The organism is Paraburkholderia sp. MPAMCS5 (assembly GCF_036016995.1).
Classification (GTDB): Bacteria; Pseudomonadota; Gammaproteobacteria; order Burkholderiales; family Burkholderiaceae; genus Paraburkholderia.
Window position 1 is genome coordinate 308,441 of sequence record NZ_JAYXBK010000003.1, and the last position, 15,436, is coordinate 323,876.

At 65.7% G+C, this 15,436-nt stretch carries 9 protein-coding genes and 1 pseudogene; 5 read left to right on the top strand and 5 right to left on the bottom strand.

The window, feature by feature from the left end:
• The first annotated feature begins 42 nt into the window (after positions 1-42).
• Together VOM14_RS08935 and VOM14_RS08940 are read left to right on the top strand one after the other, a co-directional pair.
• A complete protein-coding gene (locus VOM14_RS08935) occupies positions 43-1,941 on the top strand; it encodes a pseudouridine synthase (protein WP_442955529.1) in 1,899 nt (632 codons plus the stop codon).
• A 142-nt stretch (positions 1,942-2,083) separates the two neighbouring features.
• Positions 2,084-3,260, top strand: a pseudogene (locus VOM14_RS08940) (IS4 family transposase).
• Between the two features lie 74 nt (positions 3,261-3,334).
• Here VOM14_RS08940 and def read toward each other — a convergent pair.
• From def to VOM14_RS08965, 5 genes are all read right to left on the bottom strand, one after another.
• A complete protein-coding gene (gene def / locus VOM14_RS08945; protein ID WP_327628357.1) occupies positions 3,335-3,868 on the bottom strand; it encodes a peptide deformylase in 534 nt (177 codons plus the stop codon).
• Positions 3,865-5,931 (bottom strand): NAD-dependent DNA ligase LigA, encoded by a 2,067-nt coding sequence (gene ligA / locus VOM14_RS08950; RefSeq protein WP_327628603.1) that lies wholly within the window; start codon positions 5,929-5,931, stop codon positions 3,865-3,867. Before ligA ends, def begins: the two co-directional genes overlap by 4 nt.
• Positions 5,932-6,116: 185 nt before the next feature.
• Entirely contained in the window at positions 6,117-7,445 is a 1,329-nt protein-coding gene (locus VOM14_RS08955) for a cell division protein ZipA C-terminal FtsZ-binding domain-containing protein (protein ID WP_327628358.1), read from the bottom strand.
• Between the two features lie 136 nt (positions 7,446-7,581).
• On the bottom strand, positions 7,582-11,100 hold the full coding sequence (gene smc / locus VOM14_RS08960; protein ID WP_327628359.1) for a chromosome segregation protein SMC: 3,519 nt from the start codon (positions 11,098-11,100) through the stop codon (positions 7,582-7,584).
• A 160-nt stretch (positions 11,101-11,260) separates the two neighbouring features.
• The gene (locus tag VOM14_RS08965; protein ID WP_327628360.1) at positions 11,261-12,337 is read right to left on the bottom strand and encodes a DMT family transporter; all 1,077 of its coding nucleotides are present in this window, start codon (positions 12,335-12,337) and stop codon (positions 11,261-11,263) included.
• A gap of 489 nt (positions 12,338-12,826) precedes the next feature.
• Between VOM14_RS08965 and dapC the strand changes: the two genes are divergently transcribed.
• From dapC to VOM14_RS08980, 3 genes are all read left to right on the top strand, one after another.
• A complete protein-coding gene (dapC, locus tag VOM14_RS08970) occupies positions 12,827-14,044 on the top strand; it encodes a succinyldiaminopimelate transaminase (protein ID WP_327628361.1) in 1,218 nt (405 codons plus the stop codon).
• 98 nt (positions 14,045-14,142) lie between these two features.
• Positions 14,143-14,970, top strand: coding sequence for a 2,3,4,5-tetrahydropyridine-2,6-dicarboxylate N-succinyltransferase (gene dapD, locus VOM14_RS08975; RefSeq protein WP_327628362.1), 828 nt, complete (start codon positions 14,143-14,145; stop codon positions 14,968-14,970).
• The gene (locus VOM14_RS08980; protein ID WP_327628363.1) at positions 14,970-15,335 is read left to right on the top strand and encodes an ArsC family reductase; all 366 of its coding nucleotides are present in this window, start codon (positions 14,970-14,972) and stop codon (positions 15,333-15,335) included. The genes dapD and VOM14_RS08980 overlap by 1 nt, the downstream gene beginning before the upstream one ends.
• Positions 15,336-15,436 lie beyond the last annotated feature (101 nt).

Sequence of the window (15,436 nt, forward strand, 5' to 3'; positions counted from 1 at the left end):
GTTGCGCCCGCGCGGCGTTTCGAGGAAAGCAGCGAGCGCGGTCTGCGCCGTGAGAATGGAGAACGCGCGCCTCGCCGGTTTGAAGGCGGCGCTGAGCGTGGCGAACGTGCGCCTCGCCGGTTTGAAGGCGGCGCTGAGCGTGGCGAACGTGCACCTCGCCGGTTTGAAGGCGGCGCTGAGCGTGGCGAACGTGCACCTCGTCGGTTCGAAGGCGGTGCTGAGCGTGGCGAACGCGCGCCGCGTCGGTTTGAAGGCGGTGCTGAGCGTGGCGAACGCGCGCCGCGTCGGTTCGAAGGCGGCGCTGAGCGTGGCGAACGCGCGCCTCGCCGGTTTGAAGGCGGCGCTGAGCGTGGCGAACGCGCGCCTCGCCGGATCGAAGGCGGCGCTGAGCGTGGCGAACGCGCGCCTCGCCGGTTTGAAGGAGGCGCTGAGCGTGGCGAACGCGCGCCGCGTCGGTTCGAAGGCGGCGCTGAGCGTGGCGAACGCGCACCTCGCCGGTTTGAAGGCGGCGCTGAGCGTGGCGAACGCGCACCGCGCCGGTTCGAAGGCGGCGCTGAGCGTAGCGAACGCGCACCGCGCCGGTTTGAAGGCGGCGCTGAGCGTGGCGAACGCGCACCGCGCCGGTTCGAAGGCGGCGCTGAGCGTGGCGAACGCGCGCCGCGCCGGGACGACGGCGAACGCCGTTCGTCCAGCGGCCCGCGCGCGGCGGGAAGCCGGTTCGCGGAAGGCGGTCCGCGCGGCGAGCGTCCTATGCGACGCGAACGTGACGCGACCGAGCGGCCGCGTTTCGGCGATGAGCGCGGCGCTTCACAAGAACGTCGCGGCGGCGAACGCAGCGTCGCAAAGCCCGTCAAGAGCGGCTATGGCGACCGCACGGATCGTCCCTCGCGCGCGCAGCGTGACGAACGAGGCGATCGGAGCGAGCGCGCCCCGGTCCGCCGCGAATTCGGCGACCGCGCAACCCAACGCGATTCCCACACGAGCGCACGCACCGGCCGCACGGATCGCAGCGAGCGCACCGACCGCCCAGTTCGCGGTTTCGATAAAACACCGGCCGCCGAGCGTCGCTTCTCCGACGACCGCCCGGCGCGCGCCAACAAACCGCGCAGCGCCCCACCGGCCGAACGCCAACCGGACACCGAGGCAGCTCCGCGCACGCCGCGTCGTGATATTGAAGACGCGCCCGGCACGCTGCGCCTCTCCAAGCTGATGTCCGAGCTTGGCCTCTGCTCGCGCCGCGAGGCGGACGAATGGATCGAGAAAGGCTGGGTGCTGGTCGACGGCGAACGAATCGACACCTTGGGCACGAAGGTTCGCCCCGATCAGCGGATCGAGATCGACCCCGCGGCCGAAGCTGCGCAAGCAAGCCAGGTGACGGTGCTGATCCATAAGACGGTCGGCTACGTGTCGGGCCAGGCGGAAGACGGCTATCAGCCGGCCATCACGCTCGTCACGCCGGAGAACCGCTGGGAAGGCGATCGCTCGGACGTCCGCTTTTCCGTCGCGCATCTGCGCCAGCTCGCGCCGGCCGGACGCCTCGACATCGACTCGACCGGCCTGCTGGTCCTGACGCAGGACGGCCGCATCGCCAAGCAACTGATTGGCGGCCATTCGGAAATCGACAAGGAATATCTGGTGCGCGTGGCCTACGGCGAACATGCCGTCGACGTCGAAAACCATTTCCCGCCGGAAAGCCTCGCGCTGCTGCGCCACGGCCTCTCGCTCGACGACGTGCCGCTCAAGCCCGCTCAAGTCAGTTGGCAAAACGGCGAGCAACTGCGTTTCGTGCTGCGCGAAGGCAAGAAACGCCAGATCCGCCGGATGTGCGAACTGGTCGGTCTCGAAGTGGTCGGCCTGAAACGCGTGCGGATGGGCCGCGTGATGCTCGGAGCGTTGCCGCCGGGACAATGGCGTTATCTGGCGCCGGACGAGTCGTTTTAAGGCTGGCTGGCTCGCTCGTTGCCGCTCAACAAAAAGCCCCGCCAATGCGGGTAATGCCGTTCAGTTAAGCGACTGAACGGCATTTTTGTTTCCGGCGCAAAGTAGTTGTAAACGGGGCGCGGCGATGTTAACTTGCATCGCCATGCTGGTTGATGATCTGTGCCTTCTTGTCGAATCACAGCCGCCGCTCGAATGGGGACGGCTGGGTCAGCACCTGCCGTACGAATGGATCGAGTCTGCCGTACAGGCGAGTGGCAGTGCCAGCGTCCGTCGGCGTCGACTGCCCGCGCAACAGGTCGTCTGGCTTGTGATCGCGCTCGCGCTGTACCGGCACCAGTCGATCAGCGAGGTCGTCGATGATCAAGGGATTCTTGTTGTTCGCGATGAATGGCACCACGCTGCGCACCGCCGACAGTGCCGCCAACCGCAGGCATTTCGGCGCCTCGGTCGCCGTTCATGGCCGCATTGGCAGCTATCCCCAACTGCGTGCGGTTACGCTCACCGCGCTTGCCACGCATCTGGTGCGTGATGCGGTGTTCGGGCCTTACAACATCAACGAAATGGTCTCTGCGCGCGAACTCGTTGCCCGTGTGCCGGCCCATTCCATCACCGTATTCGACAGGGGGTTCATGTCGGCCCCACTCCTGTGCAATCTGGTCTCGGGCGGTGAGAACCGGCATTACATCATCCCGGCCAAATCCAATCTGCGGTGCGAGGTCGTGAGCGGGCGCGACGGTGACCAGATCGTGCGTATGCGCGTCTCACCGCAGGCCCGCACGAAGTGCCCCGAACTGCCTGAATTCTGGCAGGCGCGCGCCGTGCTCGCCGTGGATGCAAGTGGGCGGCAACGCATGCTGCTGACGTCCCTGACCGATCGAAGGCGTTTCAGGGCGGCCGACATTGTGTCGTGTTACGAGCGTCGCTGGCAGATCGAGACCAGCTACCACGAGTTCAAGCAGTCGATGCTGGGCATGGAGCTGACCCTTCGCAGCCAGACCGTGGAAGGCGTCTATCAGGAATTCTGGGGCGCCCTGATCGCCTATAACCTGATCCGCCTGGAGATGGCCAAAGCGGCGATCGACGCCGGGCACGCGCCCGATGAACTGAACTTCACCCGCGCGTTCCACACTTTCCAGTACGAAATGACATGGGCGGCCGTGACGCGCTCGTACGGCAAACTGCCCGCGCTGCTCAAGCGCCTGCGCGAGCGGCTCAAACAACTTCCCAATGAGAAACGGCTCGGGCGCAGTTGCGCCCGAGCCGTCAAATCGCGACCGTCCCGTTATACCGTTCGAGTCTTTAAAAGAAACCTTAACTGAACGGCATTACCGCCAATGCGGGGCTTTTTTGTTGCTGAAAAACCGCGGCGAACAGCGTTCGAAGATGCAATGCGTCAATCGTCGCCATTCGGGTCCATGTCCGGGAACAGCACTTCGGTAAAGCCGAACTTGGCGAAATCGGTGATACGCATGGGATACAGCTTGCCGATCAGGTGATCGCATTCGTGCTGCACGACGCGCGCGTGGAAACCTTCGGCGACGCGGTCGATCGGCTGGCCGTACTGATCGAAGCCGTGATACTTGATCATCGAAAAGCGGCTGACCGCGCCGCGCAAACCCGGCACCGACAGACAGCCTTCCCAGCCCTCTTCCATGTCGAGCGAAACCGGTGTGATGGTCGGATTGATCAGCACCGTTTCCGGCACCGGCGGCGCGTCCGGATAACGTTCACTACTGCCGAACCCGAAGATCACCACCTGCAGATCGACGCCGATCTGCGGCGCGGCCAGCCCTGCACCATTCGCGTCGTGCATGGTCTCGAACATGTCTTTGATGAGCTCATGCAATTCCGGCGTGTCGAAGTGATCGACCGGATTGGCAATGCGCAGCAGGCGCGGATCGCCCATTTTAAGAATTTCGCGGATCATAACTGCCCCTCCAGGAGCTTACGCATACCATCTTCGTCGAGTACGGGAATGCCGAGTTCCTCGGCTTTCGCCAACTTGCTGCCTGCTTCGGCCCCGGCCACCACATAATCTGTTTTCTTCGACACCGAGCCCGCGACCTTCGCGCCGGCCGCTTCGAGCATTTCCTTGGCCTCTTCGCGCGCGAGGCTCGGCAACGTGCCGGTGAGCACGACCGTCTTGCCCGCCAGCACGCCTTGCGGCGCCTTGGGCGCGGGCGGCCCTTCGGGCCACGTGACCTTGCCGGGCGCGCGCAGTTGCTCGATCACCGTGCAGTTGTGCTCTTCGGCGAAAAACTGGTGGATAGATTCGGCGACCACCGGCCCGACGTCGTTGACTTCGAGCAAGGCTTCCACCGAAGCCTCCATGATCGGATCGAGCGAGCCGAAGTGCTTCGCCAGATCTTTCGCCGTGGATTCGCCCACGTGGCGAATGCCGAGCGCGTAGATGAAACGCGCAAGCGTGGTGTGCCTCGCCTTGTCGAGCGAATCGAGCAGGTTTTGCGCGGATTTGTCGGCGAAGCGATCGAGTTCGGCGAGCGTCGAAAACCCGAGGTTGAACAGATCGGCGGGCGTGCGCACGAGGTTCTGCTCGACCAGCTGGTCAATGATTTTTTCGCCGAGCCCGTCGATGTCCAACGCGCGCCGCTGCGCGAAATGCCACAGCGCCTGCTTGCGCTGCGCCGGACAGAAGAGCCCGCCGGTGCAGCGCGCGATCGCCTCGTCGGGTAAGCGCTCGATGTTCGAGCCGCACACCGGGCAATGCGTGGGCATCACGAACTCGCGGGCATCGTCTGGACGACGCTCAATGAGCGCGCCCACTACCTCGGGAATCACGTCGCCGGCACGCCGCACGATCACCGTGTCGCCGATCCGGATGTCCTTGCGGCGCACTTCGTCTTCGTTATGCAGCGTGGCGTTCGTGACCGTCGCGCCGCCGACGAACACCGGCTCCAGCCGCGCCACCGGCGTGATCGCGCCGGTGCGCCCGACCTGCACGTCGATCGCGACGAGTCGGGTCAGCGCTTCCTGCGCCGGGAATTTGTGCGCGAGCGCGAAACGCGGCGCGCGCGACACGAAGCCGAGCGCGTCCTGCTCGTCGCGCCGGTTGACCTTGTACACCACGCCGTCGATGTCGTACGGCAGCTTGTCGCGCTTCTCGCCAACCGCATGGAAAAACGCGAGCAACCCTTCGGCACCCTTCACGACCGCCCGCTCGCCATTGACCGGCAAGCCGAGTTCCTTGTACCAGTCGAGCAGCTCGCTATGCGTGGCGGGCATCTCCATGCCTTCGAGCACGCCGATGCCGTACGCGAAGAAAGACAGCGGCCGCTGCGCTGTGATCTTCGAATCGAGTTGACGCAAGCTGCCCGCCGCGGCATTGCGCGGATTGGCGAACTCCTTGTGCCCCGCTGCCCGCTGACGCTCGTTAAGGCGCTCGAAATCGCGCTTGAACATCAGCACTTCGCCACGCACGTCGAGCAGGTGCGGCACGCGCTTGCCCTTCAGCTTGAGCGGAATGGAGCGGACCGTGCGGATGTTTTCCGTGACGTTCTCACCCGTTGCGCCGTCGCCTCGCGTGGCGGCCTGCACGAACACGCCGTCTACATAGCGCAGCGAGATGGCAAGGCCGTCGAACTTCAACTCCGTGGCGTAATCGACCGGGACCGGCGGCTCCTTGGCGTTGTTGCCGAGCGAGTCGCCCACGCGCTTGTCGAACGCGACGATGTCTTCGTCGGCGAAACCGTTGTTCAGCGACAGCATGGGCAGGTCGTGCACGACCGGCTCGAAACCGCTCGCCGCCTCGCCGCCCACGCGCTGAGTGGGCGAATCCGGCACGATCAGATCCGGATGTTCCGACTCGACGTGCTCCAGTTCCTTGAACAGCCTGTCGTATTCCGCGTCCGGCAGGTCCGGTTGATCGAGCACGTAGTACGCGTAATTGGCGCGTTCCAGTTCCGCGCGCAGCCATGCGGCCCGCTCGGCCGGAGCGCTGGTTGCAGGATTCGAGGCGGGAGTTCGGGCCATGCTGTCGGAAGATTCTTCGGTGAAATCGGACATGGGATTATCGCAGGAAAGCGTGCCCCTTCACATCGGCCGGAGGGCCTAAGACGGAGCCTGGCGCATGAGCGCGCAAGACGCCGTGCGACGGCCTCTCCAAACGACAACGGCCGCACTGTGTGCGGCCGCCGAATGCAAAAATACCCGAGACGTTACTGGCTGAACAGACGCCGCGTAGCCGGCGAACCCGCCGGAATGCCCGCCTGTTCGAGCTTCGCGTAGAGCGTCATGAGCTGCTTTTCGATGGCAAGCAGCGCGGATTCCGGCAGCGGACGACGCCCGTCGTCCACCACGCGGCCGCCAATGCGCTCCGCCAGCGATTTCGCGTAGTCGCACATCAGCCGGAATGGCAGGATGTCTTCGTCCGCCACCGGCACGTCAAGCACCAGCGTGATCATCTGGCCGCCCTTATACGTCAGGTCGTCGCGCAGGAAGTTGGTGTCGCCGAACTGCAGCATGAACACCGGGCTCTGGCGCGCGTCGAGCTTGACGAAGCGCGTGCCGTCGCGCGACAGCAGCAAGCCGTCTTGCGAGGCCACGGCCTGCACGTAATTGGCCGACCACGGCGCACCGTCGGAGAGCACGTTGATCGACAACTGCGCGTCGCATTGCGCGGCAAAACCGTCCAGCTCGCGCGCCATCGCGACCGTTTCGAGCATGTCGGGAAATTCCGGCGATGCGTCGATCGCGTCGGCGAACTGCTGCACGCCGGTCACGAACTCGGAGAATTCCAGCTCGTTCAGCGCGCCGCTGCGATTGGCCAGTTGCGCGGCCGCGCGCAACTCTTCGTAACGCGCGCCGTTTTGCAGCAACTCCCACGCGCCGCCTTCCAGCTTGCCCTCGATATGCACTGGCTTACTGCCCGCGCGGCGCAGACGCTGCGCGAGCGGAATCACCTTGTCGCCGGCAACCGGACCGTTCAGGCGAATCGGCACGATGCAGTCGATGCGGCGATCGACGATAGCCGGCGGCGCCGACGAAATCGTCGTGGCGGCGGGCAGAATCGGCTCGACCTGTTCGTCGGGCACGCGCGGCGCCTGAGCCGAAGATTGCGCCGCCGCTTGCGCGTGGCTCTGCTCGCCCGTTGCGGCTTCCTGCCTGTCGGACTCGACATCCGCCCCGCCTTCTTCCCCGTCTTGCACGAAGCCGTTCGGCGTGGTCGATTCGGCCTGAATATCGGCCGGCGTATCGAGCGGCGCGGCGCTCACCGGCGCGCCGAAAGTCGGTTCGACGCGCGCCGACGCGGTGTCGGCGGCCTTCTCCGCACCGACCACCGGCTCGCGGCGCGTCGTGGGCCGGGCCGGTTCGATAAACGGGCTCTGTTCCTCGTGGTCTTCGCGCGCGAAATTTTCCGCGGCGTCCGCCGGCATCGGCCGCGGCATCTTGCGGCGCACCTTCGCGCCCTGCCACGCGTTGTACACAACCACGCCCCCGACCACCACGGCACCCGCGCCGATCAAACCGAGTGTCAACTCGTCCATGCATGCTCCATCAGCAATTCTTTTATCTACGCGGCCTCGCGCCCGCTTCACGTGTCGCGCGGCCAGTGGCCGCCGCGCTGAACGCGGGCGTCCGCGTTTCATCGATTCAAACAAAAACCCGGAAAACCCGGAAAACTTAAACGATATTCTGGGCGAAACCCGCAGCCGTTTCCATGTCGACCGCGACGATGCGCGACACGCCCTGCTCCTGCATCGTCACGCCGATCAGCTGCTGCGCCATTTCCATCGCAATCTTGTTGTGCGAAATGAAAAGGAACTGCGTTTTGTCCGACATCGCGCGCACGAGGTTCGCGAAACGCTCGGTGTTGGCGTCGTCGAGCGGCGCGTCCACTTCGTCGAGCAGACAGAACGGCGCGGGATTCAGCTGGAACATCGCGAACACCAGCGCGGTCGCCGTCAGCGCTTTTTCGCCGCCGGACAGCAGATGAATCGTGGAATTCTTCTTGCCCGGAGGCTGCGCCATCACCTGCACGCCGGCGTCGAGAATCTCGTCGCCGGTCATGATGAGCTTCGCCTGGCCGCCGCCGAACAGACGCGGGAACAGCTCGCCGAAATGACGGTTCACTTCGTCGAACGTGCCTTGCAACAGCGTGCGCGTTTCCGCGTCGATCTTGCGGATGGCGTCTTCCAGCGTTTCGATCGCGCTCGTCAAGTCGGCCGATTGCGAGTCGAGGAACGTCTTGCGCTCCGTAGCCGCCTTCAGTTCGTCGAGCGCGGCCATGTTGACCGGACCGAGCGCGGTGATCGCGTTGTTGATGCGCGTGACTTCGCCTTGCAGATACGACGGCTTCATGTCCGGCGTGAGCTTGGCCTGCAATTCGGCTTCGTCGACGCCCGCCGCGGCCAGTTGCTCGACGAACTGCTCGCCGTTCAGACGCGCGGCCTGTTCCTTCAACTGCAATTCGTTGATGCGGTCGCGCAGCGGTTGCAGCGCACGCTCGGTGGACAGACGGGTTTCGTCGGCGGCGCGCAGTTTCGCGGTCAGGTCGTCGAGTTCCAGACGAGCCGCGTGCAGCGCCTCTTCCTTGACCGCGCGAATGTCGAGCGCGTCCTGCAAGCCTGTGTGCGCCGTTTGCTCGTTGATCGTTTCGAGTTCGGCGCGCGCGTCTTCCAGCGAGGCCGCGACGCGCTCGCTCTGCTCGTGCGCGACCTGAATGCTGCGCTTCAATTCGTCGATGCGGTTCGCCATGTTGCGCGCGGCAAAACGCGCGTCGGTGGCGCCGCGATCGAGATCGCGCGCTTCGCCGCGCGCGGTGGTCAGCGCTTCGTCGAGCGCCTCGAAAGCGAGTTGATGATCTTCGAAACGCGCCTGCAATTCGGCGAGGTCGCCGTCGTGACGCTCGAAATTCGCTTCCGATTCCGCGCGCAGGGCGCGCTGCTCGTCGATCTGCGCGTTGATCTCTTCGAGTTCTTCGCGAATCTGCGTGCTGCGCTGCGTGTAGCGCTCGTGCGCCTGCGTGAGCTTGAGCACGTCGAGTTGCAGCGCATGCACGCGCTGGGTCGCGCGCTCGGCCTGCTGACGCACGTCGGTCAGCGCCTGCGCCGCTTGCGTGTGCGCGGCTTCGGCGCGGATCGCCGTGGCCTTCGCCTCGTCGGCGAGCAGCGCTTGGGCGCGCACCTGACGCCCGAGGTTTTCGATTTCCTGCTGGCGGGCCAGCATGCCGGCCTGCTCGGAATCGGCGGCATAGAGCTGAACGCCGACGCGCGTCACCACGTGCCCCGCCTTCACGACGAACGAGCCGCCTTCGGGCAATTGCGAGCGCATGGCGAGCGCCTGCTGGAGATCGTCGGCGACGAAGGCGAGGCCGAGCCAGTCGTTCAGCACCGCGCGGATGCCCGCGTCGTCGATCCGCACGAGCGACAGCAGCGGCCTTAACGCGGGCGGCGCCGCCACCGGCTGACCGGCGGCGGGCGGCGCATAGAACGCGAGCTTGGCGGGCGGCGCGTCGGTCGCGAACGCCTTGACCCAGTCGAGATTCGACACTTCGAGCGCGGCCAGCCGCTCGCGCAGCACGGCTTCGAGCGCGGTTTCCCAACCGGCCTCGACGTGCAGCTTCTTCCACAGACGCGGCAGGCCGCCCAACTCGTGCTTTTCGAGCCACGGCTGGATCTTGCCCTCGGTCTGGACGTTTTCCTGCAACTGCTTGAGCGCGGCAAGGCGCGCGTCGAGCTGATGAATCTGCGCGCTTTCCGCCTGCACGCGCTCCTGCGCGGCACGCCGTTCGGCGTCGAGGCGCGGCAGCGTTTCCTGCGCGTCGGCGAGGCGCGCCTGCGCGTCGTGCAGGATTTCCTCGTGCTCGGCGAGTTGCATGCGCAGGTCTTCGAGCTGCGCTTCGTCCGGCGCGTCGAGACCGCCCGCTTCCGATTTCAAACGCTCCTCACGTTGCTGCAACTGCTGCAATTGCTGGTCGGCGTTGCGCTGATGCGCGGCTTCGAGTTTGAGCGCCTGTTCGGTCTGCGCGATGCCGCCGCGCTCGACGTTTAGCTCGGCTTGCGCATCGCGCCAGCGCGCTTCGAGCGCGGGCATCGCGTCGTGCTTCGCGGCGGCTTCATCTTCGGCGAGCGCGGCCTTTTCTTCGGCGACGGCGAGCTGCTCCTCGGCGTCTTCGAGATCGCCTCGCGCCTTTTCAGCCTGCGCCTGCCACTGTTCGCGCTGCGCGGTCAGCGCGGCGATTTGCGCCTGTGTGCGGTTGCGCGACTCGACGATGAACTTGATCTCGGCTTCGAGCCGGCTCACCTCGGCGTTCGCCTCGTACAGCGCGCCTTGCGCGCCCTGCATCGCGTCGCTCGCCGAGTAATGCGCGACGCGCAGGGTTTCGAGCTGCGCTTCGACTTCGCGCAGCTTCGCGGTTTGTGCCTCGAGGTCGATCTGCGCCTGTTCGATCGCGCGCTTCTGACGCTCCTGCTCGCCGCCCGCCTCGTTCTTGCGCAGCAGCCACAACAGACGCTGTTTCTCTTCGCCGTCCGTTTGCAGTTCCTTATAGCGCGTGGCGACCACCGCCTGGCCTTCGAGCTTTTCCAGATTCGTGCCGAGTTCGCGGACGATATCTTCCACACGAGTCAGATTTTCCCGCGTGTCATGCAGACGATTCTCGGTCTCGCGGCGTCGTTCCTTGTATTTCGAGACGCCCGCGGCTTCTTCGAGAAACACGCGCAACTCTTCCGGCTTGGCTTCGATCAACCGTGCGATCATGCCCTGCCCGATGATCGCGTAAGCGCGCGGCCCGAGACCCGTGCCGAGGAAGATGTCCTGAATGTCGCGGCGGCGTGCCGGCAGATTGTTGATGTAGTAGCTTGAGGTGCCGTCGCGCGTGAGCACGCGCTTCACGGCAATCTCGGCATATTGGCCCCACTGGCCGGCGGCGCGGCCGTCCGCGTTGTCGAACACGAGTTCGACGCTGGCGCGGCTGCCCGGTTTGCGCGCAGTGGAACCGTTGAAGATCACATCCTGCATCGACTCGCCGCGCAGCTCGGAAGCGCGCGATTCGCCGAGCACCCAGCGCACGGCGTCGATGATGTTGGACTTGCCGCATCCATTCGGCCCGACCACGCCGACGAGCTGGCCCGGAACCTGGAAATGCGTGGGATCGACGAATGACTTGAATCCAGCGAGTTTGATCGATGTCAGACGCACGGCGATTTCGCTGTTTGAAAAGGGAAAATAATAAGTGGCTCACGAAGGCCGCGCGCGCCGTCCGCCGATGCGGCGATACGGCCCACGCTCCTTGCCAACCCTCGGGATTTGGGCGCCGGCTGCATGCGCGTTCTTGCATGCGCCGGCTAATGAGGGGCAATCATACCATCGCGCGTGGGCGGTTCTTGCCGTCCTGATGGTTGCCGCGCTCGCCCTGGTTGCTGTCGTCACGAGGGTCGTCAGGGTCACCTGGCTCGCCAAGGTCGCGAGGCTCGCCGTGCCCGGGCGGCTCGGCCGCGCGCCCGGCGGCGGCGTCCACCTCCTGGTTGGCCGGATCGGGCGGCATCGCCCTGGTCCGATGCATCCAGCTCGATAACGCCGACGCGAGCACGATGCACGCGCCGCCCGCCCATTCGCGCGTGCCGGGTGTCTCGCCCGCGAAGAGCCACGCGGACAGCGCCGTGACCACAAGCTCGAACAGCATGATGATCGAGGCCCGGTTGGCCGGCACGCGGGCGAGCCCGTACTGCACCAGCATGTTGTTCGACGCCAGCAGAAACCCGAGGCCCAGCACGAGCCAGGCGGCGGTTGCGAGATGCGCGCCGGTGGGCGGCGCGGGCATCGCCTCGAAGAACGACATGCCAGCGCCGAAAATCGCCGCGCCGCCGAAGATGGTCGCGGTGCGCATCTCCGGTTTCATTTGCGGCAAGACGCGGCTCGTCTTGAGAATCAGCACGTTGCTCATCGCGAAGCCCATGCCGCCCGCGAGGCCCGCCCATTCGGCGAGATTGCCGGGCAGCGGGATGCCGAGCTGCGGCGACCACAGCATCGTCATTGCGCCGGCGAGCGACAGCGCGGCGAGACCGACGCCTGGCCATGTCAGTCGTTCATGCAGGATGAAGTGCGCGAAGAGCGCGGTCCATGCGGGAGTCAGGTAGAAGAGCAGCAGCACGCGCATCACCTGCCCGTGGATCGAGCCCCATACGAAGCCGAGATTCGTGACGCCCGCGGCGAGCGCGAGCGCCGGCAGCAGCCAGTGCCAGCGCACGGTCCTGATCGCCCGGCGGCGCACCAGCAACACGAAAAGGCAACCGGCGCCGCTCGTCAGCGCGCTCGCCGCCGTGCCGGTGATGCCGAGCGAGGCGAGCGTGCGCAGCGGAAACCAGATCACGCCCCATACCGAGGCGCCGAGCATGATCGCGAGCGTCGGCCAGCCGGTGCGAAGCCAGTTGCTCATGGTGAAGGGCTCCGCGCAACGGTGCTGCGAGTGGCGCGCTGGTTGGCGCGCTTGCCGATGCGCCTCTCGCCAGGGACAGTGGCCTTTTCGTGGCCGCCTGCGCCTGCTCCGAAGCCTTCCTCGACTGCTGCGTACATTGCTGCTCCTGCCTGTTGCCGCGCGGACCGTTCGCGGTTCGCGTCGTACCCGCTGCAGCGCATGGCTTGCGCCGCCTGGCGGGTTGTGTTGCGTCGTTGTGTTGGGTAGTGGGTTCCACATCGTCCGCCGGCTTCCTGCGAGGCCGCGTCCGGCGAACCGCACGCGCCGTCCGCCCGACCCTTCGAGGCGCTCCAATCGCGGGCCCGCGAGCCGCCGCACGCCACGTTATAATCTCCTGCTCGCCGCCGCTGCCGTTCATTGCAGACGCTTGCCGCCTCTGCTGCCCGGCCCGCAGCGCATGCGCCCTCGCGCATCCTTCCGCGCCCTCTTCGATCAGGCTCGATCCGCCCAGTGAATCCGCTACTCAACTCTCTCCAGTCCTATCCGTTTGAAAAGCTGCGCGTGCTTTTCAAGGACGTCACGCCGGCCGCCGGCCTCGCGCATATCAGCTTCGGCATCGGCGAACCGAAACATCCCACGCCCGAGCTGATCCGCGACGCCGTGGTGGCTTCGCTCGGCGGTCTGTCCGCGTATCCGGCCACGCTCGGCTCGCTGCCGTTGCGCGAGTCGATTGCAAGCTGGGTCACGCAGCGCTACAGCCTGCCGCCCGTCGATCCGGCCACCGAAGTGCTGCCCGTGTCGGGCTCGCGCGAGGCGCTGTTCGCGCTCGCGCAAACCGTCATCGACCCGAAGCGCAATGCCGAAGGCGAGCCTGCGATCGTACTCTGTCCGAACCCGTTCTACCAAATCTACGAAGGCGCGGCGATTCTCGGGGGCGCCACGCCGTATTTCGTCAACAGCGACCCGGCGCGCAACTTCGCCTGCGATTACTCCGCGGTGCCCGCCGACGTCTGGGCCCGCACGCAACTGCTCTACGTCTGTTCGCCGGGCAATCCGACCGGTGCGGTGCTCACGCTCGAAGACTGGCGCGAACTCTTCGCGCTGTCTGATCGTCACGGCTTCGTGATCGCCTCCGACGAGTGCTACTCCGAAATCTATTTCGACGAAGCCAACCCGCCGCTCGGCGGCCTCGAGGCCGCGCACAAGCTGGGCCGCGGCTTCGAGCGGCTCGTCATGCTGTCGAGCCTGTCCAAGCGCTCGAACGTGCCGGGCATGCGCTCGGGCTTCGTCGCGGGCGACGCGGCGATCCTGAAAGACTTTTTGCTGTACCGCACCTACCACGGCGCGGCCTTGTCGACGGTATTCCAGAGCGCCAGCATTGCCGCCTGGAACGACGAAGCCCACGTGCGCGAGAACCGCGCGAAGTACGTGCAGAAGTTTTCCACCGTCACGCCGATGCTCGCCGACGTGCTCGACGTGCGTCTGCCCGACGCCGCGTTCTATCTGTGGGCGGACGTTTCGCGCACGGGTCTCTCGGACACCGAGTTCGCCCGGCGTCTCTACGCCGACTATAATGTGACGGTTCTGCCGGGCTCGTTCCTCGCGCGCACTGCGCACGGCGTGAACCCCGGCCGCAATTTCGTGCGCATGGCGCTCGTCGCTGGTGTCGACGAATGCACGCAAGGCGCGCAACGCATCGTCGATTTTTGCCGTGGGCTCGCGGGCTGAATTCGCGGGCTGAGTTTCACGCCGGTTTCGTATTTTCCAGCGAACGCCCCGCGCGCCGCCTCCCTTCTTCAGACTTCAACTCTTCAGAAAGCACGCATATGTCGCAACAACTTCAGAGCATCATCGACACCGCCTGGGACAACCGCGCCGAGCTGTCGCCCAAGGCCGCTCCGGCCGACGTGCGCGAAGCCGTCGCCCACGCCATCGAGCAACTGGACAAGGGCGCGCTGCGCGTCGCCGAAAAGAAAGACGGCGAATGGGTCGTCAATCAATGGCTGAAGAAGGCCGTGCTGCTGTCGTTCCGCCTCGAAGACAACGCGCCGATGCCGGCCGGCGGCTACAGCCAGTTCTACGACAAGGTGCCGTCCAAGTTCGCCAGCTACACCGCTGAAGACTTCGCGGCCGGCGGCTTTCGCGTGGTGCCGCCCGCCATCGCGCGCCGCGGCTCGTTCATCGCAAAGAACGTCGTGCTGATGCCGTCGTACACCAACATCGGCGCCTACGTGGACGAAGGCACGATGGTCGACACGTGGGCCACCGTCGGCTCGTGCGCGCAGATCGGCAAGAACGTGCACCTGTCGGGCGGCGTGGGCATCGGCGGCGTGCTGGAACCGCTGCAGGCAAACCCGGTCATCATCGAAGACAACTGCTTTATCGGCGCGCGCTCGGAAGTCGTGGAAGGCGTGATCGTCGAAGAGAACTCGGTGATTTCCATGGGCGTGTACCTCGGCCAGAGCACCAAGATTTACGACCGCGAAACCGGCGAAGTCACGTACGGCCGCATTCCGGCGGGCTCGGTCGTGGTGGCGGGCAACCTGCCGTCGAAAGACGGCTCGCACAGCCTCTACTGCGCGGTGATCGTCAAGAAGGTCGACGCGAAGACGCGCGCGAAGGTCGGCCTCAACGAGCTGCTGCGAGGCGACTGATGGCGCGCGGCACCAAGACCGTCGTCTACGGCATTCCGAACTGCGACACGGTGAAGAAAGCGCGCGTGTGGCTGGAAGAGCACGGCGTCGAATTCGAGTTTCACGACTTCAAGAAAGCCGGCGTGACCGAGCCGCTCGTGCAGGACTGGCTGAAGGACGTGAAGCTCGACGCGCTGCTGAACCGTCGCGGCACCACGTGGCGCGCTCTGTCGGACGACATGAAAGCGGCCGCGGACACGCAGCCGGGCGCGATCGCGTTGATGATCCACAAGCCGTCGGTAATCAAGCGGCCGGTGCTGGTGGTCAACGGGCGGGTCAAGTGGCTCGGTTTTTCCGCGGACGACTACGCGGCGCTGTTCGCCTGAGTTCAATGATTAAACGCGCGGCCTCGCCGCGCGGCTTCAAAGCTGTTGCCGGCTGCGGTGCCGCACCGCCTGCCGGCATTTTTTCATTTCCAAGTGGCTTG